We start from the raw sequence: 25,655 nt of genomic DNA, 5'->3' as shown, positions 1-25,655 counted from the left end.
TAGTGATTTTGAGATAAATTTGCAAACTATTAAAACAAAGAACAATCAAGCAGAATTAAATCTGAAAAAGAAAAACAAAATCAGTTTCTCCATCATTTTTCTGTCAAAATTGAAGCAGCAAAAGCCAATTCGCAATTTGTATTTTAGTTTGGGTATCGTATATAATGAATTTTTGAAATTGACTGTTTTTTACCTTTTTTTAATTTTGCTTACCTATTATAATCAACAGGAAAGGCTGTAGTTATAAAATTACAATTAAAAAAAATAAAAAATGAGTAAGACATTATTTGACAAAGTATGGGATTCACATGTTGTGCGTAAAATTGAAGATGGGCCAGATGTGTTTTTTATTGACCGCCATTTCATTCATGAAGTTACGAGTCCTGTTGCTTTTTTAGGATTAAAAGAAAGAGGCGTAAAGGTTTTATATCCAGAGCGTACTTTTGCAACTGCAGACCACAATACACCAACTATAAACCAACATTTACCAGTTCAGGATGCTCTATCAGCAAATCAGCTTAAAGCGCTTGAAGATAACGCGACTGAATACGGAATTTCGCACTGGGGATTAGGACATCAAAAAAATGGAATTGTACACGTAGTGGGTCCTGAAAACGGAATTACTTTGCCAGGTGCTACTATTGTCTGCGGAGATTCGCATACCTCTACTCACGGTGCTTTTGGAGCAATTGCTTTTGGTATCGGAACATCTGAGGTTGAAATGGTGCTTTCTACACAATGTATTATGCAGCCTAAACCAAAGAAAATGCGTATTAACGTAAACGGTCAATTAAGTAAAGGTGTTGGTCCAAAAGACGTTGCTCTTTACATTATTGCACAATTGACTACTTCTGGAGGAACGGGATATTTTGTGGAATACGCAGGAGATGTTTTTGAAAACATGACCATGGAAGGCCGTATGACGGTTTGCAACCTAAGTATCGAAATGGGCGCGCGCGGTGGAATGATCGCTCCTGACCAGACTACTTTTGATTTCCTTGAAGGAAGATTATATGCTCCAAAAGGGGAAGCTTGGACAAAAGCGGTTGAATATTGGAAAACTCTTAAAACAGATCCAGATGCAGTTTTTGATGCTGAATTGAACATCAACGCTGCCGATATCGAACCAATGATTACTTATGGTACTAACCCTGGAATGGGAATTGGTATCTCTAAACATATTCCGAGCGCCGATCAAGTAGAAGGCGGTGAGGAAACGTATAAAAAATCTTTAGCTTATATGGGCTTTCATGAAGACGATGTGATGATTGGAAAACCAATTGATTATGTATTCTTAGGAAGTTGTACAAACGGACGTATTGAAGATTTTAGAGCTTTCGCTGAAATTGTAAAAGGAAGAAAAAAAGCAGATAATGTTACCGCTTGGTTAGTTCCGGGTTCTCACGTTGTTGAAGCTCAGATTAAAGAAGAAGGAATTTTGGATATTTTGACAGAAGCTGGTTTTGTATTGCGCCAGCCTGGATGTTCTGCTTGTTTAGCTATGAACGATGATAAAGTTCCTGCTGGAAAATACGCAGTAAGTACTTCAAACAGAAACTTTGAAGGTCGTCAGGGTCCTGGTTCAAGAACGCTTCTTGCAAGTCCGATTATGGCAGCTGCAGCGGCTGTTACAGGAAAACTAACAGATCCGAGAGAGTTATTTTAGATGAGAGATTTTAGATTTTAGATTTCTCATTTTGAGCTCAATCTTCATCTAAATTATTCCATTAAAATTCTTTTTACATTATTTAAAACAAAACATTTTAGATTCTAAAGTTTAAGGTTTTTCAAAAAAATCTAAAATCTAAAATCTAAAATCTAAAATTCCAAAAAATGGCATACGATAAATTTAATATACTTACCAGCAGTGCAGTACCATTGCCGATTGAGAACGTAGATACCGATCAAATTATTCCAGCTCGTTTCTTAAAAGCTACAAAACGTGAAGGTTTTGGAGACAATCTTTTTAGAGACTGGAGATATAATGGAGACGACACTCCAAAAGCAGATTTTGTTTTAAACAACCCAACTTACAGCGGAAAAATCCTTGTTGGAGGAAAAAACTTCGGATCAGGATCTTCTAGAGAACACGCTGCATGGGCAGTTTACGATTACGGATTCCGCGCTGTAGTTTCAAGTTTCTTTGCTGACATCTTCAAAGGAAACTGCTTGAATATTGGTGTTCTACCAGTTCAGGTAAGCCCAGAATTTGCTGAAACAATCTTCAAAGCTATTGAAGCTGATCCTAAAACAGAATTAGAAATTAATCTTCCAAACCAAACGATTACTTTATTGGCTACCGGCCAGCAAGAATCTTTTGCTATTAATGGATACAAAAAGAACAATATGATCAACGGTTTTGATGATATTGATTATTTACAAAATATTAAAGGAGATATTCAGGCTTTCGCCGATAAACTTCCTTACTAAAAAAATCTTGTTCGATCTATTTAGACCCGACAGGTTTCAAAAACCAGTCGGGTCTTTCTAAATTAAATTAGAAAACACAGAACGCTGATAAAACAGATTTGCTGTCGCCAGAACGCGGATAAAAACTGATTTTATTTTAACTAAAGTAAAATCCGTAATAATCTGCTTCTTCGCAAAGAGAATCCGTAAAATCAGCGTCAAAATTAAAATATGGATAGCAATACGATCCAGCCCATTAGAAATTAGATTATCAATATGGAAAAAAGAAAAATTGAAATAATGGATACGACGCTCCGTGATGGTGAACAAACCTCGGGAGTATCATTTTCTGCTGCAGAAAAACTAACCATTGCGCAATTATTGTTGGAGGAATTAAATATTGATAGAATCGAAATTGCTTCCGCCCGTGTAAGCGAAGGCGAATTTCAAGGCGTAAAAGGTATTATGTCCTGGGCCGAAGAAAAAGGATATACAAACAGAATCGAAGTTTTGACTTTTGTTGACGGCGGTCTTTCTATAGAATGGATGAAAAAATCGGGTGCCAAAGTTCAAAATCTACTGACCAAAGGTTCTCTAAATCATCTGACGCATCAATTAAAAAAAACACCAGAACAGCACTTTTCCGAAATTGCTCAGGCAATAGCATCTGCTAAAGAAAATAATATTGAAACGAATGTTTACCTGGAAGACTGGAGCAACGGAATGCGAAATTCTCCTGATTATGTTTTTCAATATTTAGATTTCCTGACCCAGCAGCCTGTCAAACGAATATTACTTCCAGACACATTGGGCGTATTGATTCCGTCTGAAGCTTTTGAATTTATTTCGAAAATTACCGCCAAATACCCTAATACCCATTTTGATTTCCACGCACACAACGATTACGATCTTAGTGTTGCCAATGTTATGGAAGCCATAAAAGGCGGAATAAACGGGCTTCACGTTACGGTAAACGGAATGGGAGAACGTGCCGGAAACGCACCTCTTGAAAGTACCGTTGCGGTTATAAATGATTTTATGCCGGACTTTACAATCAACATCAAAGAAACTTCTTTGTATTCTGTAAGCAAATTGGTTGAGACTTTTACGGGTTACCGAATTCCTGCCAACAAGCCTATTGTGGGTGATAATGTTTTTACACAAACTGCCGGAATCCACGCTGACGGTGACAACAAAAACAATTTATATTTTAATGACCTTCTTCCAGAACGTTTTGGAAGAAAAAGAAAATATGCGCTTGGAAAAACTTCGGGCAAAGCCAATATCGAAAAAAATCTTCAGGAATTAGGTTTAAAATTAAACAATGAGGATTTGAAATTGGTTACCCAAAGAATCATCGAATTGGGAGACAAAAAAGAAACTGTAACTAAGGAAGATTTACCTTATATCATTTCTGATGTTTTGGACAGTCATACCTATCAGGACAAAATCACAATAGATTCGTATATGCTGGTTCATTCTAAAGGAATGCGTCCATCTACCACTTTGTCTTTAAATTTAAACGGAGAAATAATAGAAGAAAATGCACAAGGAGACGGTCAATTTGATGCTTTCATGAATGCCTTGTCTAAAATTTACAAACAAAAGAAATTAACACTGCCAAAATTAATTGATTACGCAGTAAGAATCCCGCCAGGAAGTAGTTCTGACGCTTTATGCGAAACGATTATTACCTGGGTAAATAACGGAAAAGAATTTAAAACCCGCGGTTTAGATTCTGATCAAACTGTTGCAGCGATTATTGCAACGCAGAAAATGTTGAATATAGTTACTTAATATAAGTTGCAAAGGTTCAGAGAGACAAAGGGACAAAGTTTTACACTCTTCCTTTAAACTTTGAACCTTAAAATAATAAACGCTAAGGAAAAGCTTAGAACCTTAGCAACTCAGAACCTTAGAACCTTTTAAAAAATAAATAATGAAATTAAACATAGCCCTTTTAGCCGGTGACGGAATCGGACCTGAAGTAATTGAACAAGCAGTAAAAGTATCGGATGCTATTGCACAAAAATTTGGACATGAAATTACTTGGAAACCAGCTTTAACTGGCGCTGCTGCAATTGATGCAGTAGGCGAACCTTATCCAGATGCAACACACGAAGTTTGTAAAAATGCTGATGCCGTTCTTTTTGGAGCGATCGGCCACCCTAAATATGATAATGATCCTTCTGCACCAGTAAGACCAGAACAAGGTTTGTTAAAAATGCGTAAAGCATTAGGTCTTTTCGCAAACGTAAGACCGACTTTTACATTCCCTTCTTTATTAGATAAATCTCCGTTAAAAAGAGAAAGAATTGAAGGAACTGATTTGGTTTTCTTACGAGAATTAACGGGCGGAATTTACTTTGGTGAAAAAGGAAGAAAAGACAACGGAGATACTGCTTTTGACAACTGCGTTTATACAAGAGCAGAAGTACAGCGTTTGGCTAAAAAAGGTTTCGAATTAGCGATGACCCGTTCTAAAAAATTATGTTGTGTTGACAAAGCAAATGTTCTAGAAACTTCACGTTTATGGAGAGAAACTGTTCAGGCAATGGAAAAAGACTATCCAGAAGTTGAAGTAAGTTACGAATTTGTTGATGCAGTTGCTATGCGTTTGGTTCAATGGCCAAACTCTTATGATGTATTGATTACTGAAAACTTATTTGGAGACATTTTAACAGATGAAGCTTCTGTAATTTCTGGCTCAATGGGATTAATGCCTTCTGCGTCTATGGGAGCTGAAGTGTCTTTGTTTGAACCTATTCACGGTTCTTACCCACAAGCTACTGGATTAAATATTGCTAACCCAATGGCTACTGTTTTATCTGCTGCCATGATGTTCGAAAACTTCGGATTGATGGAAGAAGGAAAAGCAATGAGAGATGCTGTAAACAAGGCTTTAGAAGCTGGAGTAGTTACTGAAGATCTAGCCGATGGAGGCAAAGCATACGGCACTAAAGAAGTTGGTGACTGGCTGGCTGCGAATGTATAATTAGTTAATTTTTGTTTCGGGTTTCAGGTTTTTGGAACTTAAAGCTTGAAACTTGAAACAAAAAAAGGGATCAATTTACATTGATCCCTTTTATATTTTAGAAAAAAACTTTTAGTAATCTCCTCTGTTTCCGCGATCTCCGCCACGGCTGTTTCCGTAACCACCACGATTGTTGTTTCCGCCGCGGTTGTTGTTGCTAAAACTTCTTCTTTCGCCTTCTGGTTTAGGCTCAGATTTGTTTACAACAATTGTACGTCCTGAAACTACTGCTCCGTTCAATTCATCAATAGCTTTTTGAGCTTCACTATCATTAGGCATTTCAACAAAACCAAAGCCTTTACTTCTTCCAGTAAATTTATCAGTAATAATTTTAACAGAGTCAACTGCTCCATAAGCCTCAAAAGACTCTCTTAAATCTGCTTCCTCAATACTGAATGGAAGGCTTCCAACAAAAATATTCATAGATATTTATTTATAATACTTGACAAATGTAGTCTTATTTTTTTCTAATCTACTATATACAAGTTTATTTATGTTTTTATTGGCATTTGCTTTAGTAATTTAAACACTTAAGAAGTGTAAATTAAAACCGATCGCTGCTCCTATTTTTTGTCTTTAAGTTGTCCATCTTGAAGTATGTCTATAAAGTATTTCTCCTTCAAAAAACAAAAACAAACTAACTTACTAATAATGTTATCTTTAGCTAAAATACAACTGAAATCAATTATTAATAATTTGCATGTAGAATTCAGAAAAAAATTATATCTTTGCGCCCTTAATTAATCGAGGTCGAGTACCTCAAAATTTAATCATACGATTATGTCAGTAAAAATTAGATTACAAAGACACGGTAAAAAAGGAAAACCTTTTTACTGGGTAGTAGCTGCAGATGCACGCTCAAAAAGAGATGGTAAATACTTAGAGAAAATCGGTACTTACAATCCAAACACTAACCCAGCAACTGTTGAGTTAAACCTTGACAGCGCAGTTAAATGGTTACACAATGGTGCACAGCCAACTGATACTGCAAGAGCTATCCTTTCTTACAAAGGTGCTTTATTGAAACACCACCTTGATGGAGGTATCCGCAAAGGAGCTTTAACTCAAGAGCAGGCAGATGCTAAATTAGCAGCTTGGTTAGAGTCTAAAGCTGGAAAAGTTGATGCTAAAAAAGATGGTTTATCTAAAGCACAAGCTGATGCTAAAGCGAAAGCTTTAAAAGCAGAACAAGAAGTTAATGCAAAACGTTTAGCTGCTGCTGCACAAGCTGAAGCTGACGCTATCGCTGCTGCTTCTGCAACAGAAGAGGCTGCTGAGGAAGTTGCTGAAGCAACTGAAGAAGCTCCTGCTGCTGAAGAGAATAACGAAACAACTGAAGCATAATAATTTTACTTAGCGAGAATGCGTAAAGAAGAATGTTTTTATTTAGGTAAAATCGCTAAAAAATTTAGTTTCAAAGGTGAAGTCTTGATCTACCTAGATACAGATGAACCTGAGTTATACGAAAATCTGGAATCAGTGTTTGTTGAATGCAGCAAACACTTGGTTCCTTTTTTTATTGTATCAAGTTCAATGCACAAAAACGACTTTCTAAGAGTACGTTTTGAAGATGTAAATTCTGAAGAAGATGCAGATGCAATTCTTGGAAATGGAATTTACCTTCCGTTATCAATGTTACCAAAACTTACTGGTAACAAATTTTATTTTCACGAAGTTATTGGTTTTGAAATTGAAGACAAACGTTTGGGTGTTTTCGGAAAAATCACTTCTATCAATGATTCAACTGCACAGCCTCTTTTTGAAGTTTTGAACGGTGAAGTTGAAATCTTAATTCCGATGATCGATCATTTCCTTGTAAAAATTGATCGTGAGAACAAAAAGGTCATTATGGATCTGCCGGTAGGGCTGGTTGAAATGTATTTGTAAGTTTAGAGCTTCAAATTATATTGAAGCAAATGAAAAACTTGGGGATAAAGATTTGTTATTCAGGCTTAAAATCTCTCGAAAAGAAGCTAAAGAATCTAAGTTCTGGCTGCCACTATTACATGAATTAAACCCCGAGCAAAGAATAATTTCTGATTCTCTATTATTTGAAGTAGAAGAATTAAGAAAAATTCTATCTGCAATAATTACCAAAACATCAAAATAATAAATTGAGATTTTAATCTTATTTTTGCATTTCAAATCACACAAACTCACTTCCTTTAGCAATTGGAATTTGGAATTTCTTTATTGATTTTTTCCTTTTCAGAATTGGAATTTGGAATTTAAAAAATTGAAATTTCTTATTATGTTTTCATTCAAGCAATTTTCTGTAAAACAAGATAAAACCGCTATGAAAGTCGGTACCGACGGCGTTTTACTCGGTTCTTGGGCTCCTATTTCTCATAATCCTTATAGTGTTTTAGATATTGGCGCAGGAACAGGAATTATTGCTTTAATGATCGCGCAGCGTTCTGCAGCCGAACAAATTGATGCGCTTGAAATTGATGAAGATGCATACGAGCAAGCGGTTGAAAATTTTGAAAATTCGCCTTGGGGAGATCGTTTATTTTGTTTCCACGCTGGTTTAGATGAATTTATAGAGGAACCAGAAGACGAATATGATTTGATTGTTTCGAATCCGCCTTTTTATGCTGAAGATTATAAGACTGAAAATGAAAAACGAGATTTAGCACGTTTTCAAGACGCAATGCCTTTTGAAGAATTGGTGGAAGCCGCAGATTTACTGCTTTCTGAAAACGGAATTTTTGCTCTAATAATTCCTTTTAAAGAAGAACAAAAATTTATTGCTTTAGCCAAAGAATCCGAATTGTATCCGTTAAAAATTACACGTGTAAAAGGAACTCCAACAACACCGGTGAAGCGTAGTTTACTAGCTTTTAGCCGAAATGAAAGCAGTGAAATCGAAATAGACGAAATAACTGTAGAAATAGACAGGCATGTTTATACTCCCGAATATATTGAGCTGACAAAAGATTTTTATTTGAAAATGTAAAAAAATCTCTGTCAGGATTTGAATTCTTTAAGCCTGCTCAAAAAGACTTTTAAATTGGTATAAAATTCTTTCCAGCAAACGCAGATCTTCGGTCACGATTTCTGCACTTCCTTTCATTTCCTGCTGAAAAACAATTTGTTTGTGATAGGACGTTTCCAATCCGTTCGGAAGTGCAACATCCAGAAGAAGATTTCCGTCTTTATCCGGCACAAGCGAAATATTTTTAATTTTTCCCTTTAATACACCAAACTCTCTATCTGGAAAATTGGCCAATCGGATATTTACGGTCTGTCCTACTTTAATTTTTCCTGAATTCAGGGCTGGCGCCTTCACTTTTCCAATAAAGCTGTTTTTAGCATCTGGCACGATCGAAAAAACATTATCTCCTGCATTTATAGTCTGGCTTTCTGTCCAAACCTGCAAAAAGGTCACTACACCGCTCACAGACGATTTAAGTGCATAAGCCAGCTCCCAGTCTTTTATTACCTTTTTGAGCTGATAAAAAGATTGTGCAACGCTTCTGCCAAGATTTACTTCTTCTTTGGTACTGTTTACCTGCGAACTCTGACTTGATTTTGTATTATCGATTAAAGAGGACTTTAATTGCGAAATCGATGTTAAAAGGTTTTTATAGCTCTTTTGAGCCTGTAGATAGCCTAGCTTTTTGATTTCCATTTCCTGAGCAGAAATAATACCTTTATTGAATAAAGTTTCAAAACGAGAAATTTCATTTTTTTGCAGTTCAAGCTCGCTTTCATTTAAGATCTTTTGCTGCTGCAGAATTTCTAATCTTTCTTTTAGCTGCACTTTTTCAAAACTCTGTGCTCTGCTCTCTATTTCATATGGATGCAGGTCCTGATTTAATTCCTGTGCCTGATAGTCTTTTTGAAAAACAGCAAAAGCACTTTCTATTTCGCCCAACTGTTTGTTTTTAAGCAGCGCAAACGGAAAATCTTTTTTAGTATCATTAATATTGTATTTGTCGATTATACTTTTTAGTAAAAAAACATCTCTAAAGTCTGCTGTATTTTCTATAACAGCCAATACGCTGTTTTTACCAACCAATGTCTTGTCTTTTACCAAAACAGCCTCAATACGGCCTGAAGTCTTCGCTACAATTTTTTCTGGCGGAATATTCGTTGTAATTACAATTTCGGTTCTAACTACGTCTGGGTATTTTATAAACCAAGAAACAAAAAACAGCATCACAATAATACCAAATATTAGAACCGTGCCCCATCGTATCATCCAATGCGGTACTTTGGTTAAAATATCTTGTACTTCTTCGCTTCTTAATTCGAATGTTTCGTCTTCCATTATTAATTTCCTAATTGTAATTGATTTCTAACCAGTTCAAAATAATTTCCTTTTTGCTGCACTAAAGCAGAGTGATTCCCGATTTCAATAATTTTACCTTTATCCAGAACCACAATCTGATCGGCGTTCATGACCGTACTTAAGCGATGCGCAATAACAACAACGGTTTTGTTTTTAAAGAAAATATCCAGTTTCTGCATAATTTCTTTTTCATTGTTCGCATCTAATGCTGATGTTGCTTCATCAAAAAATATAATTTCAGGATTTTTGTAAATGGCTCTTGCGATTAATAAACGCTGTTTTTGCCCGGTACTCATCCCTAAACCTTCTGCACCGATTTTGGTGTTAAATCCCAACGGAAGACCGCTGATGTATTCTTTTATATTGGCAACATCTGACGCATAAACCAATCGTTCTTTATCGATCTTTTCGGCTCCAAAAGCAATATTATTAGCAATAGTGTCGCTAAAAATAAAGCCTTCCTGCATAACCGCCCCAATTGTCGAACGCCAAGCCCGCTGCGAAATGTTTTTGAGCTGTGCGTTACCAATTGTAATTTCTCCTGTTTCTGGCTCGTAAAACTTAAGCAGCAGCTTCATCAGAGTCGTTTTACCGCTGCCGCTTACCCCAACAATAGCGGTCACTTTATTAGCTGGAATTACTAGACTTAAATCTTCTAAGACCGGAATATCAGATCCTAAATAACGATAAGAGAGATTTTTAATTTCAATATCTGAATCATGCGGTATATCATTTGTTTGATTGGATTCCTGCTGTGTTTCGTCTTCTTTATCGTGAATTTCTGATAATCGCGCTAACGAAATTTTAGCATCCTGTAATTCGCGTACAAACTCAATAAGCTGGGTAATAGGCCCATTTAAACTCCCTACAATCGAACTAATCGCAAGCATGGTACCCAACGAAATAGAACCGTCTATTACAAGCTTGGCAGACAGAAAAATGATGAAAATATTTTTTAATTCGTTAATTACAGAAGAACCAATAGTCTGCGTCTGTTCTAAAATTAAACCTTTTATCGAAACTCTAAATAATCGTGCCTGAATGTATTCCCAGCCCCAGCGTTTTTGTTTCTCTGCATTGTGCAGTTTTATTTCCTGCATTCCGTTGATAAGCTCCATTACCTTGCTCTGCTCATTCGAAACCTCTGCAAAACGCTTATAATCCAGAACTTCCCTTCTTTTTAAAAATAATGTAATCCAGCCAAAATAGAATACACTTCCGGCAAAAAACACCAAAAATAACTGCAGGTTAAAATAAGCCAGAACACCGCCCATCACAAAAACATTGATGACAGAAAATAAGACATTAAGAGAAGAAGTTGTAAGGATTTTTTCGATTCGGCGATGATCGTTGATGCGCTGCATAATATCTCCCGTCATGCGGACATCAAAAAACGAAATCGGAAGATTCATCAATTTAATAAAGAAATCTGAAATCAGCGATATATTGATTCGGGTAGAAAGATGCAGTAAAATCCAACTTCTAATTAATTCTAAGCCCGTTCTTCCTGCAAAGACAAATAACATTGCAAAAAGTATAAGATAAATAAAATTTAAATTTTGATTCTGAATTCCAATATCGACAATACTTTGAGTCAAAAAAGGAAAAATAAGCTGCAGCAAACTCGACGCAAACAAACTAATGCCAAGCTGAATAAGAAACGATTTGTACCGCAGAACATACTGGGATAAAAAACGGAATCCCATACCGCTGTTTTCTTCCCGCTCAAAATCGGATTGAAAAAACTTTGGCGATGCTTCTATTAGAAGTGCAATACCTTCTTGAGTTGAATCGTCCGCATTGTTTCCGATCCAAAATTTAATAAATTCCTTCTTATTATATTCAATCAATCCAAAAGCAGGATCAGAGATATAAAAAGTATCTTTTTTGATTTGGTAAAGAACTACATAGTGATCTTTGTTCCAATGCAATATACATGGTAGTGGTGCTTCTTTTAGTCTTTCTACACTTAATTTTACACCCAGTGTTCTAAAACCAATTTTTTCGGCCGCATTACTCAGAAAAAGCAAATTACTCCCTTCGCGAGTAGTTTCGCTAATGTCTCTCAAATCCTGTATATTGATCGTTTTACCGTAATGCTTGGCAACAATTTTTAAACAAGTAGGGCCGCAGTCCTTATGATCAGCCTGTTTATAATGAATGAATTTTTTCAATTGATTTTTTGATTTATTCTAGAGCAATTTAAGAATAAAAAGTCTTGTTAAAACATTAAAAAAAACAGAGAAGATATAAATCTTCTCTGTCAAGTATTTAAAAACAATATTGCTAGTAATACAATTTCTTTAGGACATGGCACTGGTTAATCCTAACCAAATAAAAATTAACACAGCTGCCAACTCCTAAGAATCCCAACACCAATCATCAATGTTGAGAATTTGCTCAATGTTCCACGATCGAGCGCCTATACATTCAAAAAAAACATGACTAAATTCTAAATAAGGCTATATCGTATTACTTAAAAAAAGTTAAAAATTAACAACAAAGACGACCTGAATCACAAATACCCGGACTAGTATTTATCGGACAAGTTCCGCCTGGCGGTATCAAAATGCATCCTGCTTCTAGCGCATAAATCCAACATTCTGGAATGCCTCCTTTTATCGTTTTCTGCTCCATTTTACTGATGCTCTGAGCATTTTCCAGGTTTAAGATTTTCTTCAACATATTTAACACCTATTTTTAAACAGCAGCGGCGTATTTTCGCTTTTTACTATTTTAATAATCTAAATTAACAAGCATAATATTTATCAGTTACAGCTTTATCACAATTAAACTCTGGATAATCACCTCCTACTATATTTTTCTGCTCTGCTTTTGTAAGCTTTATTGTGTCTTTACCTCTAAGAATTTTTTCTAACATGTCTAATAATTTTTTTTATTATTAAAAACACTTCTCGGGCCGCACTCGAAACTTAGTTTTCTTTATTTAACAACTTCCGAAGTGGTTATTTGGCATACAGCTCCAATAAGCAGGAACCGATCCAAATTCTGTGCATCTTTTAGTTTTAAATCCTTCTTCACAAACTGACGAACTTCCATCAATTAATGTTTTTTTCTCATTTGCAGTCAATTCTACTGCTCCTTTCAATTTCAAAATACTCTTTAACATAATCGCAGGTTTTTGGGGTTTTGTTTCTATTTTTCAAACAGTCAAAACATCTGTTTATGCCTTTTAAGCTGTCTGCTCTAATACATGAATTTCCTCAGCATAATCATTCAAGAAATATTTAAGCTCATTTAATTCATATTCATTAGGAAACAGTCTTTCATTAACAATTTTAACTGGTGTGTAATTAAAATTATTCTTAGAACACCATTCGTATTGTTTCTGGATCTCCTGGCTTATCAACATACTAACAGAGTCAACATGCCATTTTTTTAACCATTTTTTTAATCCCATTTTTTTAATATACCAATCAGAAATTGCTTCTACCGTTTTGCCGGGAGTAGATCGATTTATTGTTAAAAGTCTTTCTACAACAGCTTTGTACGGATTATCGTTATTCTCTGGGTTTATATTAAATAAAACATTTAAATATATTTTATCCGGAAAACGCAGCACCAGCTCAAAAGCTTCTTGAAACGTTTTGTAACAATGACCACAGCTTGGACTTAATACGACAGAAAGTTTAACAACTGCATTTTTTTTACCAAAACTCAAACCTTTCAAGTCGTCTAATCCTTTTGCATGACTTATTTTTTTTGATAAAAAGTCTAACAAGGAATAGTTTCTTTTAAATTTCTTTAATTCTTTCAATGAACTTTCGTTATCCAGCATGTTTTTAATCATTCCTTTTACTACTGCCCAAATCGGGATCAAAAGCAATAATGAGAATACATAAGGAAATATGGTTCTTAAACTAAAGTCTAGTGTAAACATGTCTGACGAAAACCAAATAATGCTTTGTGTTAAGATCAAAAAAGAAACTACAAGACACATTACGCACCATTTTTGTATTTCGAATTTCTGAATCCAAATAGAACATACAATTATTGGGATCGACAATAAACTTAAAAATCCAACAAATACCGCAGAATTTAAGGGCTGTATCAAAATTGCAATGATACTGGCACTAAAAAAAAGCAGCGGTAAATCTGAAAAGTTTACCCATCTGTTTTCAACATCATCGTTAAAACTAATTACAGAATGACAAGAAGAGTTAGAACTTAAATTACAAAACTTAGATATTACGGTATTTTTTACGCCCCATTTTTCTTGAACAATAAACACGCTTACTATTAAGCCGATTATTGATGTTACTAAAAATGTAATTCCGAATGCATCATAATCATTATAGAAAAATGACAAACCGGTTACTAAAACCATTGGCAGAAAATATTTCAGCCAGCTGTATTCTGCTTTTAAATTGTCACGGGCAACCACATTATTAGGTTCGATCGCGACAATAACTCCATTCCAATCCAAAAGAAACTTTTCGTACGACATTTTTACATTTCCTTTTTTAGAAGTATTAATGCGGACAAAATTTTTAGCCTTTTCTACCAAGATCAGCTCTTCTTTAAAATAAGCCAAAAAATTAGACGGCAGATCCACTATCTGTTCTTTCGAAACTCGAACTGCAGCATTCTCTACAGAAAGCAAATCGAATGAATCTGTAATAGCAAATAAGCTTGGGTAATTTGGATGAGAAAGAAAAAGATCCTTGAACTCATTTTTTATCTCCGAGTACTTATTTATTTGAAGAAATTTTTGGACAAGTTTCAGCATCGTTTTCGATCGTTTTAAAATCATAATTACAATGCAAATATTGGAGTTTTTATTGATAAAAAATGCATGAACACATACATTTTATTAATTATACCACATACAATTTATAAATTATACCTACAATAGTAAGCTACACAATCTTTTGATTTACAAAGGATTGCACTGATTATTTTTTGGTAAAAAGCTGTAAAAGTGTAATTTCGATTAACGGTTTTCCTTTTTATCTAGTTTTGAACAAGTAATAATCGTAAAATCAAAAAACATGAAAAAGAGGCATTCCAAAACACAAGATTTTGATATAAAAAATAGTCCAAAAATGAGTTCTAAAAAGTGACTTTTAAGCTCAAAAAAAGAGTCTAAAAACACTCTAAAAAAACACCTGAAAAATGCAGATTGAGATTAAAAAAAAGAACAATTTTAAACTGTAAAAACATCTGTTTTTTAAAATTACCCGCCTTTTAAAAAGGAATATTCAGCGCGTAGAAAATAACTTTTACCTTTTTCTATCTACCCCAAAAAATAGAAAAACTAACCTGCAAAGTCTATTTGACTACTAATTATTTAGTCTTACAACTAAATTTTAACGATACAAAAATCAAAAAAAACTTCACGTCTAGAAGCAGAATTTTTATTGCAGGTTTTTTGTTAAAGCAGAAAAATCTGCTCAAAAATTACATCACTCTTGACGGAAAGATTATAAAATACCATCCAATCTCAATTAAAAATTAAAAAGATGAAAAGCACAAAATTAAAATTCAACGATTTCGAACTAGAGCAGCTTACAAAAGAACAACAAAAAGCAGTAAGAGGCGGTGACGGCGATACAGATCCTAAAAATGGCGGCGGCGGAAGCGGCAACACTGTTAATTATATAGTCAAAAAATAATAACACAATAAATATAAAATCCTATCAAAATGAAAAACACAAATTTAAGATGCAGTGATTTCGAATTAGAGCAAATTACAAAAGAACAACAAAAAGCAGTAAGAGGCGGTGATGGAGAAACTCCTCCAGTTGATCCTAAAAACGGCGGCGGCGGAAGTGGTAATGGAAAATAATTTCAATTTATAAAAAGAATAAAACCTAATAACTCAATTTAAAAACTACCAAATGAAAAATAGAAATTTAAAATTCAGCGATTTTCAATTAGAGCAGCTTACAAAAGAACAGCAAAAAACAGTAAGAGGCGGTGATGGTGAAACCCCTCCGGTTGATCCTAAAAATGGAGGCGGAGGCAGTGGAAATGGTTAATCTCTTTAAGTCTTAAGAATAATAAAATTTAAATACATATAAAAAACCTACAAAATGAAAAATACAAATTTAAAATTCAGCGATTTCCAATTAGAGCAGCTTACAAAAGAACAACAAAAAACAGTAAGAGGCGGTGACGGTGAAACCCCTCCGGTTGATCCTAAAAATGGCGGCGGAGGCAGTGGAAACGGAAAATAATTTTCAATTCATAAAAAACATTTACTAAATATAAAAACCTACAAAATGAAAAATTCAGATATTAAATTCAGTGATTTCGAATCTCAGCAAATGACGAAAGAACAGCAAAAAGCTGTAAGAGGCGGTGATGGAGAAACCCCTCCTGTTGATCCTAAAAACGGCGGCGGAGGCAGTGGAAATGGTTAATACAAAAACTTGAAACTTAAATATTACTCGCAAACTGGGCTGGAGATACTCCAGTCCTTTTGCGAAATGATTTCGCAAATGAAACCGCATTTTTAAACCCAACACTTTCTGCAATAGCCTGAGTAGAATATTTTCGATACAAATGATTGGTTATCATTTGATTAATTACATAATTAATTTTCAACTCATTGGTATATTCACCAAAAGATTTACCAAAACGTTTGTTAACTACATAAGATAAATAAGTGGTATTGGTTTTGATTTTTTTTGCCGCGTACGGTAAAGTAAAATCGGCATTTAAGTATTCTAATTTTTCTTCAAGTGCCAGTAATTTTTCTACAATCTTATCTTCTTTAGCTTCGTCAATACTTAAATTAGCATTTTCCTTTTTAAGCTGTACTTCTTCGAGTTCAGGAACTATAATTTCTTCTGGTATTTGTACTTGTTCTTTTTCGATTTCTTTTTTCTCTAAGTTGGCTTTAAACTCTTCGATCAAAGCATTCATTTTCTTGTGGGCTTTGTTTTTGTCCCTGATATTTTTGATCAAGAAAAACACAATTCCGATAACAAGAATCACATAAAATATCTTTAACGCCTTATTCCAAAATACTTCGTATTTGTATTTTTCCCGAACGCTAATCATCTCTTCACTAAGATTTGCAGTTCCTAATTGATAATTAACTTCAAGCGCTTCGTCTCTAAGATCACCTTCGTAATTCTCATAAGAATCCAGGTATAACTTGGAATGTTTATAGGCTAATTCAGGTTCGTTTTTAATGCTGTAAATTTTAGCCTGAATAAAATTAGATCTAAAATAGCTGTTATCAATTGTTTTGTTCTTAGCCAGTACAGAGTCTACCTTTTTTAAGAAAATAAGGGCTTTATCGTATTTTTTTTGATCATAATAAAGGTCTCCTAAATTATAACTGGCTATCTGAAAATAAATTTCATTATTAGTCTGCTTGGCATAAATTGCAATATCGTAATAGATCTTTTCGGCATTTGCAAAATCTTTTTTAACCAAATAAATATTGCCCAGACTAAGCTTGGCATTCATTTTATTATCAATAAAATTTTGAGAATAGGTAATTGATTTTTTGTAAAAATATTCAGCAGAATCTAACAAATCGCTCCGCTTTCGATTTTTCATATAATAAGCTTCGTAAGAGTTTCCTAAGTTATTATTTATGTTGCTCTTACTGTTTTGAAACTGATCTCTGTCGTATAAATTTTCGTTTTTATCCAGAAAATCATTGTTCTGTCTGAGGTATTTGATCGAAAGCTCGTAATTTCCAACTTGTTCATTGACTAATGCAATGTTGCTTTTAAACTTTACAATTTGAATGATATCGTTAATCTTAGTCGACAACCGAATTCCTTCCTGATAATTGGTTAAGGCTTTACTAAAATTTCTTCTTTTCCATTCTGCCAGTCCCCGATAATTATACAGATAAGACCTTAGTTTAATTTTTTGATCCGATTCTGGCATTTTTTCCCAATATTGCAATGCAATTGGGTACAACTCTTCAGATTTGGCTTTATTGTTTTTTAATTGATACAAATAAGAGGCGGCACCATAAGCAAAAGCCTGGTGTTCTGGATTTTTAGACTGCTGTAATTGACGGACATATTTGAGTCCCTCGTCAAAATCTCCGTTAATACTGAATCGAATTTTACTTTGTATTGCTATAAACTCCTGTTCTGTAAACTCTTTTTTGGGTTGAGCAGCGGTGGTATAAAACAATAGTAAAAATGTAAAAGAGATGATCAGCCTCATTTAGTGTGTTTTTGGAATTCAAAAATAGTTCATAAATTATCAATAAACTACAAATAATTTGCCAATTCCCTAATAATTTTATTTTTACGATATAAAAATATAACAAATAAGCTTTGATTTGTTATATTTTTATTCAGTAAATTTGTTTTCTTAAAAACTATAAACATGAAACCAGACTTATTTCAATCGCCAGATTACTATAACTTAGACGATTTGCTAACAGACGAACACAAATTGGTTCGCGAATCTGCACGTGCGTGGGTCAAAAGAGAAGTTTCTCCAATAATAGAAGAATATGCTCAAAAAGCCGAATTCCCAAAACAAATAATAAAAGGATTAGGCGAAATTGGCGGTTTCGGTCCCTATATTCCGGTAGAATACGGCGGTGCAGGTTTAGACCAAATCTCATATGGTTTGATCATGCAGGAAATCGAACGCGGTGATTCTGGTGTAAGATCTACTTCGTCTGTACAATCTTCTTTGGTAATGTACCCTATTTGGAAATACGGAAACGAAGAACAACGCATGAAATACCTGCCAAAACTGGCAACAGGAGAATTTATCGGTTGTTTTGGTTTAACAGAGCCTGATCACGGTTCTGATCCTGGAAGCATGATTACCAATTTTAAAGATATGGGCGATCATTATCTTTTAAATGGTGCAAAAATGTGGATTTCTAATGCGCCTTTTGCAGATATTGCTGTCGTTTGGGCAAAAAATGAAGAAGGCAGAATTCATGGTTTAATTGTAGAACGCGGTATGGAGGGTTTTTCTACTCCAGAAACACATAATAAATGGTCGCTGCGTGCCTCTGCAACGGGCGAATTGATTTTTGATAACGTAAAAGTGCCTAAAGAAAACCTGCTGCCAAACAAATCTGGACTTGGAGCTCCGCTTGGATGCTTAGATTCTGCTCGCTACGGAATTGCCTGGGGTGCAATCGGTGCAGCTATGGATTGCTACGATACTGCTTTGCGTTATGCCAAAGAAAGAATTCAGTTTGGAAAACCAATTGGAGGAACACAATTGCAGCAGAAAAAATTAGCCGAAATGATCACCGAAATTACCAAAGCACAATTGCTAACTTGGCGTTTAGGTGTTTTAAGAAACGAAGGAAAAGCTACTACAGCACAAATTTCTATGGCAAAACGCAACAATGTAGACATGGCCATACACATTGCGCGTGAAGCTAGACAAATGCTTGGCGGAATGGGAATCACCGGCGAATACTCTATTATGCGCCATATGATGAACCTCGAAAGTGTGATTACTTATGAAGGCACTCATGACATTCATTTATTGATAACTGGTTTGGATGTAACTGGAATTCCAGCATTTAAATAACAAATAATTATTAAAATATACACAAAATCAATACTAAAAGCTTCTTCTAACCGAGAAGCTTTTTATCTTTGCACCAAAATTTCCAAAAATGAATATCGAAACGATAAACAAAAGTATCCAAACTCAAAAAGACCAGCTTTTAAATCATTCATTATACAATAAAATTCAGAGCATAGACGATTTACACTGTTTCTTAGAAACACACGTTTTTGCCGTTTGGGATTTTATGTCACTTTTAAAAGCCTTACAAGCCAAACTTACCTGTACTACAACGCCTTGGTTTGCTACCAAAAATCCGGGAACCCGATATTTAATCAACGAAATTGTACTTGCAGAAGAAACTGATTTGACCCTTGACGGAAGAAGACAAAGCCATTACGAGATGTATTTGGAGGCAATGGAAGATTGCGGTGCTGATACCACCGGAATTTTAAAATTCTTATCAGAAGTAACTTCACTGCAAAATATATTTGTGGCTATCAAGCAAAGTTCATTACACCCAAACGTAAAAGCCTTTTTAGACTTTACTTTTAGAGTAATAGAAGAAGGAAAACCACACGAGATTGCAGCGGCTTTTACCTTTGGAAGAGAAGACTTGATTCCGAGCATGTTTACTGAAATCCTTAAAAACTTCCAGAAAAACCTGCCAGAAACCGACTTGGCCAAATTATTATATTATTTTGAACGACACATAGAACTCGACGCCGACGAACACGGACCAATGGCGATGCAGATGATTGACGAATTATGTGAAAATGATGCTCTAAAATGGAAAGAAGTAGAAGAAGTTTCTATTTTGGCTCTTGAAAAAAGAATTGCACTTTGGAACGCCATCGAAGAAGAAATCCTTCTAAAAACAGAAATGGTTTAAAAATCCAAAACATCATATTTAACGTAACTATTTGTTTAAAGAGTCCCAATCTAATTTAAACGAATTATGAAACCACATTTTAAACAAATAGTTACCATTATACTTTCTATATTTCTTCTGAGCTGCAGCTCATCCGAAGAATCCGCCCCTACTGCTGCTCCACCGCCAGTTGTAAATCCGCCGGTTACAAATCCGAATCTTCCCATTCCCAGCACTATAAATTATTTAGCTTTGGGAGACAGTTATACAATTGGTCAGAGTGTCTGCGAAACCTGTCGTTTTCCAGAGCAGCTTAAACAAAGTCTCGTAAGTATGTATGCAAGTACCATTTCGCTAAAAATAATTGCTACAACAGGCTGGACAACAACCAATTTACTTTCGGCCATTAACACCCAAAATCCAGACTCCAATTACGATTTGGTAACGCTTTTAATCGGAGTGAACAATCAATATCAACATCGAAATTTTTCTGTTTACGAAAAAGAATTTCCAGAATTGGTAAACAAGGCTATTAAGCTTGCTAAAGGTGACGCAAAAAATGTTGTGGTTATTTCGATTCCAGATTATGCTTACACACCATATGGAAAAAGTGTAGCTGGCGATCAAAGCGCTATGATTTCTACCGAAATAGATCAATACAATTCTTTTGCCGAGAAATACTGCAACAACAATAATATTGTTTTTGTAAACATTACAGACATTACGCGACAAGGTTTAAGCAATCCAAATCTTGTAGCTTCAGATGGACTACATCCTTCGCAGCTTGCTTACAAAATGTTTGTTGATCGCATGATGCCAAAGGTAAAAATCGCTTTACAGGAGTAATATTTTGATTTTTAGGAGCAGAGCATTCATTTTCAAAACACCTCTATTCCCGCTATACACTATATCTCTATTGGTCTCGTTAAAGAAACGAGACCAATAGAGGATATCGTTTCTATCGGGGCTAGATTAGAAATTAAAAGTTTTTCAAGGAAAATATCCCTAATTTTGCTAAACTCATAATTATTTGCAAATGACATTCAATTGCATTCAAAATCAATTATAGTCATGCAGGTTTCACCATCAAAAGAATTATCACCTTATATCAAACATTACCTTTTTTTAGATAATGCAGAAACCGCTGTCCAAAAGTTTCGTTTGTTTTCTGATGGTAATACTGGTCTTGTCTTTTCTGTAAAAAGTAAGCTCATATCTAAAATCGGAGAAGTAAAAGATTATTTACCTGCTTCCTTTTTGTATGGACAGCTTAACGGTTTTAAAGATCTTTATTCTGAGAATGAAATAACATTACTAATTGTCGTTTTTCAACCCAACGGGATCCATCAATTACTAGGAATTCCTGCCCATGAATTCCACGACGCTATTATTCCTGTAGAAGAGGTCTTTGACCAAAAAATTGCTGTACTGCAAGAAAAATTATCAGAACAAAATAATCAGGCTCGTGTGGCTCTTTTAAATCATTTTTTCAGGTCAATAATGGCCGCAAAACCTTCTTCAAACCAGTTCCTAATAGACAGTTCCTTAAATTTTATTATGGCTCATAAAGGGCTCTTTTCTATAAAACAATTGGTTGAATATACCGGTTACACCGAAAGGCATCTAGAAAGAAAATTCAAAGAATGCATTGGACTAAATCCTAAAAAATTCGGGAACATTATACGACTCCATCATTTCTTGAAATTACTAAAAAACAAACCTGACGACACCAATCTAACCACAATTTGTTATGATGCAGGATTTTCAGACCAGTCGCATTTAATAAAAGAATTTAGAAAACATACTGGAATAACTCCAACAGAATATGTCTATACCACAGGGAAACTAACCAATAATCTTATCAAAAGATTTCCTGCATCAACATTCTAAAATGTCGGTTTTGTACAATTTATAACGTATTGCTCACCCTAATTTTGCCCATAATTAAGAGTGAACAATATGAAAAATCTAAAAATAGCTGCAGCTCAATTTGAAAATAAAAGCGGCGATAAAAATTATAATTTGTCTGTAATTGAGAAGCTTTCGAAAAAGGCCTCTGAAGAAGGCTGTGATGTAATTTCGTTTCACGAATGCTCAATAACGGGATATACATTTGCGAGAAATCTATCAAAAGAACAAATGTTAGACTTGGCAGAATTAATTCCGAGCGGGGAAAGCATTTTAAAATTGACGGAAATTGCCCAAAATAACAACATCGTAATATTGGCTGGACTTTTTGAGAAAGATGAAAATGATGATTTATTCAAAGCCTACGTATGCGTTGACAAAAATGGTTTAGTGGCCAAATACCGCAAATTACATCCTTTTATAAATCCATATTTAACCGCTGGAGATCGTTACTGTATTTTTGAAATTGAAGGATGGAAATGCGGCATCTTAATTTGTTACGACAATAATATTATAGAAAATGTCCGCGCCACCAAACTTCTGGGAGCCGATATTATTTTTATGCCTCACGTAACAATGTGCACGCCTTCTACGCGGCCTGGTGCTGGTTTTGTTGCTCCGCAGCTTTGGGAAAACCGAGAAGCAGATCCCACTTCGTTACGATTAGAATTTGATGGTATGAAAGGCCGAGACTGGCTCATGAAATGGCTTCCGGCAAGAGCTTATGACAATGCTGTTTATACCGTATTTTCAAACCCGATTGGTATGGATGATGACCAGCTCAAAAATGGCTGTTCTATGATTATTGATCCATTTGGAGATGTATTGGCAGAATGCAGAACTTTTGATGATTCTTTTGCAGCAGCCATAATTACTCCCGAGAAATGCATTCAGGCAGGAGGAAACCGTTATATAAAAGCTAGAAGACCAGAATTGTACAAGGATATTATTGGACAAGATCACCATTCTGAACAAAATGTCGTTTGGTTAAACTCTGATCAAAAAACATAAATTAAACGTTTCATCTTCTTAAGACTTACCGGAACACTACAAAGAAGGTTCTTTTTAGTTTGTTTGAGATTAAGCTGTACACTTTATTTCTTCGATTTCCATATAAAACCATCCAGCAGGTAATGCGTAAATTGAGGAACAGTTAACAGCGGCACCAAGAAAATCTGCCAAGCCGAAAAATCAAAACTGCTTACGCTGATATTTTCATTCCAAACAAAAAACTCCCAAAGAAATTCCTCCGAAAAGGCAATCAATAACAGAATTCCGATGTAAATTAAAATACCTTGATATTGTTTCAAATACGATAAATTCCCCAATTCTTTTTCTGATTTTCCGTCAATCTCTCTAAAGTAAACTAAAGCCATATACGGAATTCCGTGCGAAACGACATTCAATAAAGTAAAAATCAGATCGTCATTAAAATAAACAATGCCGAAATACCACGAAAGCGCCGTTCCCAGAATAATACTGTTTTTCGGAATATTAAAAAATCGGTTTTTAATAGATTGAAATGCAGTATAAATCAAATATAAAACCATAATCCCGACGTAAACCCAAAAGAGCAACTCGAGAATCGATTTATTCTGAAATTTAAAAAACTCATCTTCTACAAACCAGTTAAACTTTCGCTTAGACGAAAAAAACCAATACAACATTGGATATCCCGTTGAGGCATAAATCGCAAGATTATCAATCCAGACCGAAAGGGTTGTTTTTTGCTCTTTTCTGGCATACAATCTCATGAAACCATATTGCTGCCTGATGAAATGGTAAACAGCCACATAAGCTAAAAATGACCAAAAAACCAGACTGCCAAAAGAGAAAAGAACAATTCCGATAAGGAAACAAATAATAGGCAGTACAATCAATCTTTGTTTTTGTTTCTTAAATTCATCTGCAACAAAATAAGTTTTAAATAAAGTCGCGTAAACGTGCGCAACATCAATAAAAACAATTAAAAAAAGCCAGGTATAAAAAGAGTATTCATTTTCGATTTCAGTAATGTAATCCTGAAAAAGAAAAATCAAAGCCAGCACCAAAAAAGATGGCCCGATAATAAATGCCAGATCTGTTTTGGCTTTATGAATCCAAGGTTGTTCCATCTAAAATCTGGTTTACTGCATTAATTCCTTGATGAAAAGCTTCTTCAAAAATCGAAATTCCTGATAAATCGCTGTGCGCAAAATATATTTTTTGCGCTATATTTTGTTTTGCTTTTTGTTTTGCTTCGCCAAAAATAAATCCTGGCGCGGGCGAAATCATTCCGTGGCCTAACAGAAATATTTCGATTTCTTCAGTAACTTCCTCGATATCCGGATGCGCGATTTTTAAGTCATTCAACACAAATTGTTTCCAGTACTCTTGGTCTCTTTTATAAATTTCTTTTCGTATTTTCTTGAGATCTCCAGACGAGAAACTATGATAATAGGTAATGACTTTTTTGTCCTGAACCTGCTGCAATGTCTGATGCTGATCGTACACATAACCTAAACCTTTGGCATCATAAATTACATTGTCCCAAGCAAGCGGAAAACTGTAATTATCCTCCAAATCACTTACCGTTAAAGTTGCCAAAAGCCACGGTGTGTATTGAAATTCTTTAGTAAATCCTTTTCGGTCTTTCAGCAGATATTGGTTTACAAACTGCGGTGAACTCATAATTACTTTATCGGCAATTATTTCTACCGAAGTTTTAGAAACGTCGTCAAAAGCTTTTGCGATTACTTTATCATTTTCAATTTTAACCTCATAAACCAAATGATTTTTCAAGGTTTTATCTGTTGTATATTTTTGTAAATGATGTGCTAATTTTGCGTTTCCTTCTGGCCAGGTCAAAACGCTGTCATTTTTTTCTGCTGCAATATCTTGTTTTCTTCCGGCAAAATAATGAATCCCGGCCCAAGCAGAAACATAATCGATTCCCAAACCGAAATCGTCTTTACAGCAATAATCGATATAATTAAATAAAGGCACGGACGAAAAATGATGCTCTTCAAACCATTGTTTCATGGTAATTTTGTCCAAGGCTCGTGTTTCTTCGTCACTCGAAGAAAGATAAAGCGGAATATCAAATAAATATTTTTCATCTGCTCCTTTTGCTTTTCTAAAAACATCCATTTTCTGAAAGAATTTTTGAAATTCTAAATTGTCTAAAGTAGAATTTCCTTCTTTCGGCACTACGCCTTCCTGCCAGTTATTGCGGTAAAACAAACGTTCGTCTGGTGCAAAAGTCAATTGAAGTTCATCAAAAACAGGATAACCTTGAGAGTCGTATTCTAAAATGATCTTTTCTTCTTCCAGAAATTGCAGTAATTCTTTGTCATTTTTATTGGGCAATGGCAGATAATGCGCTCCCAAAGGATATTTGGAATATTTGTTTTCTCCGTTTGAAGAATTTCCTCCCAAATGATTTTCTAATTCTATGACCAAAAAATCCGTAATTCCTTTTTTATGAAACTGACGCGCTGCGCTTAAACCCGAAATTCCTCCCCCGACAATTAAATACGGGATTTCAATTTGTTTACTTGGTTCTGGAAAATCTTTGATCCACAAACGATGTCCGAGCAGATGTTTGGTTCCTGATAACCGAATCATAAGCACGGCAATTTTATCTGAACAAAACTGCAGAAACGGAACCG

The 25,655-nt window shown here is 34.8% G+C and carries 28 protein-coding genes; 18 read left to right on the top strand and 10 right to left on the bottom strand.

The annotated features are described in order from the left end of the window. The first annotated feature begins 271 nt into the window (after positions 1-271). The 4 genes from leuC to leuB all read left to right on the top strand — a co-directional run bounded on the left by leuC (position 272) and on the right by leuB (position 5,404). Positions 272-1,666, top strand: a complete 1,395-nt coding sequence (leuC, locus tag C4F50_RS09260) for a 3-isopropylmalate dehydratase large subunit (RefSeq protein WP_193846200.1) — start codon at positions 272-274, stop codon at positions 1,664-1,666. A 167-nt stretch (positions 1,667-1,833) separates the two neighbouring features. Beyond that, a complete protein-coding gene (gene leuD, locus C4F50_RS09255) occupies positions 1,834-2,430 on the top strand; it encodes a 3-isopropylmalate dehydratase small subunit (protein ID WP_193846198.1) in 597 nt (198 codons plus the stop codon). Between the two features lie 255 nt (positions 2,431-2,685). Further along, entirely contained in the window at positions 2,686-4,206 is a 1,521-nt protein-coding gene (locus C4F50_RS09250; RefSeq protein WP_193846196.1) for an alpha-isopropylmalate synthase regulatory domain-containing protein, read from the top strand. A 142-nt stretch (positions 4,207-4,348) separates the two neighbouring features. Beyond that, positions 4,349-5,404: a 3-isopropylmalate dehydrogenase gene (leuB, locus tag C4F50_RS09245; protein WP_193846194.1), complete on the top strand. Its 1,056-nt coding sequence runs from the start codon at positions 4,349-4,351 to the stop codon at positions 5,402-5,404. A gap of 111 nt (positions 5,405-5,515) precedes the next feature. On the opposite strand, the gene rbp is transcribed toward leuB, so the two are convergent. After that, a complete protein-coding gene (gene rbp, locus C4F50_RS09240; protein ID WP_193846192.1) occupies positions 5,516-5,866 on the bottom strand; it encodes an RNA-binding regulator in 351 nt (116 codons plus the stop codon). Positions 5,867-6,223: 357 nt separating this feature from the next. On the opposite strand from rbp, the gene C4F50_RS09235 reads away from it, so the two are divergent. The 4 genes from C4F50_RS09235 to C4F50_RS09220 all read left to right on the top strand — a co-directional run bounded on the left by C4F50_RS09235 (position 6,224) and on the right by C4F50_RS09220 (position 8,402). After that, positions 6,224-6,787 (top strand): 30S ribosomal protein S16, encoded by a 564-nt coding sequence (locus C4F50_RS09235; RefSeq protein ID WP_193846190.1) that lies wholly within the window; start codon positions 6,224-6,226, stop codon positions 6,785-6,787. 18 nt (positions 6,788-6,805) lie between these two features. After that, on the top strand, positions 6,806-7,330 hold the full coding sequence (gene rimM / locus C4F50_RS09230; protein ID WP_193846188.1) for a ribosome maturation factor RimM: 525 nt from the start codon (positions 6,806-6,808) through the stop codon (positions 7,328-7,330). Next, positions 7,314-7,553, top strand: a complete 240-nt coding sequence (locus C4F50_RS09225) for a four helix bundle protein (RefSeq protein ID WP_193846186.1) — start codon at positions 7,314-7,316, stop codon at positions 7,551-7,553. Before rimM ends, C4F50_RS09225 begins: the two co-directional genes overlap by 17 nt. A gap of 141 nt (positions 7,554-7,694) precedes the next feature. After that, complete coding sequence (locus C4F50_RS09220) at positions 7,695-8,402, top strand: tRNA1(Val) (adenine(37)-N6)-methyltransferase (RefSeq protein ID WP_193846184.1); 708 nt, start codon at positions 7,695-7,697, stop codon at positions 8,400-8,402. A gap of 27 nt (positions 8,403-8,429) precedes the next feature. Here the strand turns inward: C4F50_RS09220 and C4F50_RS09215 are convergent, their stop codons facing one another. From C4F50_RS09215 to C4F50_RS09195, 6 genes are all read right to left on the bottom strand, one after another. Then, positions 8,430-9,719: an HlyD family secretion protein gene (locus C4F50_RS09215; protein WP_193846182.1), complete on the bottom strand. Its 1,290-nt coding sequence runs from the start codon at positions 9,717-9,719 to the stop codon at positions 8,430-8,432. A 2-nt stretch (positions 9,720-9,721) separates the two neighbouring features. Next, positions 9,722-11,914, bottom strand: coding sequence for a peptidase domain-containing ABC transporter (locus C4F50_RS09210; protein WP_193846180.1), 2,193 nt, complete (start codon positions 11,912-11,914; stop codon positions 9,722-9,724). A 319-nt stretch (positions 11,915-12,233) separates the two neighbouring features. Then, positions 12,234-12,425, bottom strand: coding sequence for a hypothetical protein (locus tag C4F50_RS09205; RefSeq protein ID WP_193846178.1), 192 nt, complete (start codon positions 12,423-12,425; stop codon positions 12,234-12,236). Between the two features lie 64 nt (positions 12,426-12,489). Continuing rightward, entirely contained in the window at positions 12,490-12,621 is a 132-nt protein-coding gene (locus C4F50_RS25770) for a hypothetical protein (protein ID WP_255521122.1), read from the bottom strand. 66 nt (positions 12,622-12,687) lie between these two features. Further along, a complete protein-coding gene (locus C4F50_RS09200; protein ID WP_193846176.1) occupies positions 12,688-12,870 on the bottom strand; it encodes a hypothetical protein in 183 nt (60 codons plus the stop codon). 63 nt (positions 12,871-12,933) lie between these two features. After that, positions 12,934-14,490 (bottom strand): vitamin K epoxide reductase family protein, encoded by a 1,557-nt coding sequence (locus C4F50_RS09195; RefSeq protein WP_193846174.1) that lies wholly within the window; start codon positions 14,488-14,490, stop codon positions 12,934-12,936. Positions 14,491-15,223: 733 nt separating this feature from the next. Here C4F50_RS09195 and C4F50_RS09190 point away from each other — a divergent pair. Genes C4F50_RS09190 through C4F50_RS09170 form a run of 5 tightly spaced genes read left to right on the top strand, consistent with a single transcriptional unit; the run spans position 15,224 to position 16,126 of the window. Beyond that, positions 15,224-15,376, top strand: a complete 153-nt coding sequence (locus tag C4F50_RS09190) for an rSAM-modified peptide (protein WP_193846172.1) — start codon at positions 15,224-15,226, stop codon at positions 15,374-15,376. Between the two features lie 29 nt (positions 15,377-15,405). Beyond that, positions 15,406-15,549, top strand: coding sequence for a hypothetical protein (locus C4F50_RS09185; protein ID WP_193846170.1), 144 nt, complete (start codon positions 15,406-15,408; stop codon positions 15,547-15,549). 52 nt (positions 15,550-15,601) lie between these two features. Continuing rightward, positions 15,602-15,742: an rSAM-modified peptide gene (locus C4F50_RS09180; protein ID WP_193846168.1), complete on the top strand. Its 141-nt coding sequence runs from the start codon at positions 15,602-15,604 to the stop codon at positions 15,740-15,742. 54 nt (positions 15,743-15,796) lie between these two features. Then, entirely contained in the window at positions 15,797-15,940 is a 144-nt protein-coding gene (locus C4F50_RS09175; protein ID WP_193846166.1) for an rSAM-modified peptide, read from the top strand. 45 nt (positions 15,941-15,985) lie between these two features. Then, complete coding sequence (locus tag C4F50_RS09170; RefSeq protein WP_193846164.1) at positions 15,986-16,126, top strand: rSAM-modified peptide; 141 nt, start codon at positions 15,986-15,988, stop codon at positions 16,124-16,126. Positions 16,127-16,142: 16 nt separating this feature from the next. On the opposite strand, the gene C4F50_RS25885 is transcribed toward C4F50_RS09170, so the two are convergent. Beyond that, positions 16,143-16,388 carry a helix-turn-helix domain-containing protein gene (locus C4F50_RS25885; RefSeq protein WP_431357475.1) on the bottom strand — a complete coding sequence of 82 codons (246 nt, stop codon included), beginning with the start codon at positions 16,386-16,388 and terminating at the stop codon, positions 16,143-16,145. 1,680 nt (positions 16,389-18,068) lie between these two features. Between C4F50_RS25885 and C4F50_RS09160 the strand changes: the two genes are divergently transcribed. The 5 genes from C4F50_RS09160 to C4F50_RS09140 all read left to right on the top strand — a co-directional run bounded on the left by C4F50_RS09160 (position 18,069) and on the right by C4F50_RS09140 (position 23,016). Beyond that, positions 18,069-19,247 carry an acyl-CoA dehydrogenase family protein gene (locus C4F50_RS09160; protein WP_193846160.1) on the top strand — a complete coding sequence of 393 codons (1,179 nt, stop codon included), beginning with the start codon at positions 18,069-18,071 and terminating at the stop codon, positions 19,245-19,247. An 88-nt stretch (positions 19,248-19,335) separates the two neighbouring features. Further along, a complete protein-coding gene (locus tag C4F50_RS09155; protein WP_193846158.1) occupies positions 19,336-20,118 on the top strand; it encodes a DUF3050 domain-containing protein in 783 nt (260 codons plus the stop codon). A 66-nt stretch (positions 20,119-20,184) separates the two neighbouring features. After that, entirely contained in the window at positions 20,185-20,943 is a 759-nt protein-coding gene (locus C4F50_RS09150; RefSeq protein WP_193846156.1) for an SGNH/GDSL hydrolase family protein, read from the top strand. 225 nt (positions 20,944-21,168) lie between these two features. Further along, positions 21,169-21,987: an AraC family transcriptional regulator gene (locus tag C4F50_RS09145; RefSeq protein WP_193846154.1), complete on the top strand. Its 819-nt coding sequence runs from the start codon at positions 21,169-21,171 to the stop codon at positions 21,985-21,987. 69 nt (positions 21,988-22,056) lie between these two features. After that, positions 22,057-23,016 (top strand): nitrilase family protein, encoded by a 960-nt coding sequence (locus C4F50_RS09140; RefSeq protein ID WP_193846152.1) that lies wholly within the window; start codon positions 22,057-22,059, stop codon positions 23,014-23,016. A gap of 83 nt (positions 23,017-23,099) precedes the next feature. Here C4F50_RS09140 and C4F50_RS09135 read toward each other — a convergent pair whose 3' ends face one another. Both C4F50_RS09135 and C4F50_RS09130 read right to left on the bottom strand, forming a co-directional pair. Next, the gene (locus C4F50_RS09135; RefSeq protein WP_193846150.1) at positions 23,100-24,119 is read right to left on the bottom strand and encodes a hypothetical protein; all 1,020 of its coding nucleotides are present in this window, start codon (positions 24,117-24,119) and stop codon (positions 23,100-23,102) included. Continuing rightward, positions 24,097-25,611, bottom strand: a complete 1,515-nt coding sequence (locus C4F50_RS09130; RefSeq protein WP_228011995.1) for an NAD(P)/FAD-dependent oxidoreductase — start codon at positions 25,609-25,611, stop codon at positions 24,097-24,099. The genes C4F50_RS09135 and C4F50_RS09130 overlap by 23 nt, the downstream gene beginning before the upstream one ends. Positions 25,612-25,655: the final 44 nt, after the last annotated feature.

Source organism: Flavobacterium hungaricum (genome assembly GCF_015182285.1).
Lineage (GTDB): Bacteria > Bacteroidota > Bacteroidia > Flavobacteriales > Flavobacteriaceae > Flavobacterium > Flavobacterium hungaricum.
Note: the sequence above shows the minus strand (reverse complement) of the source record. Positions and strands in the feature narration are given on the sequence as shown.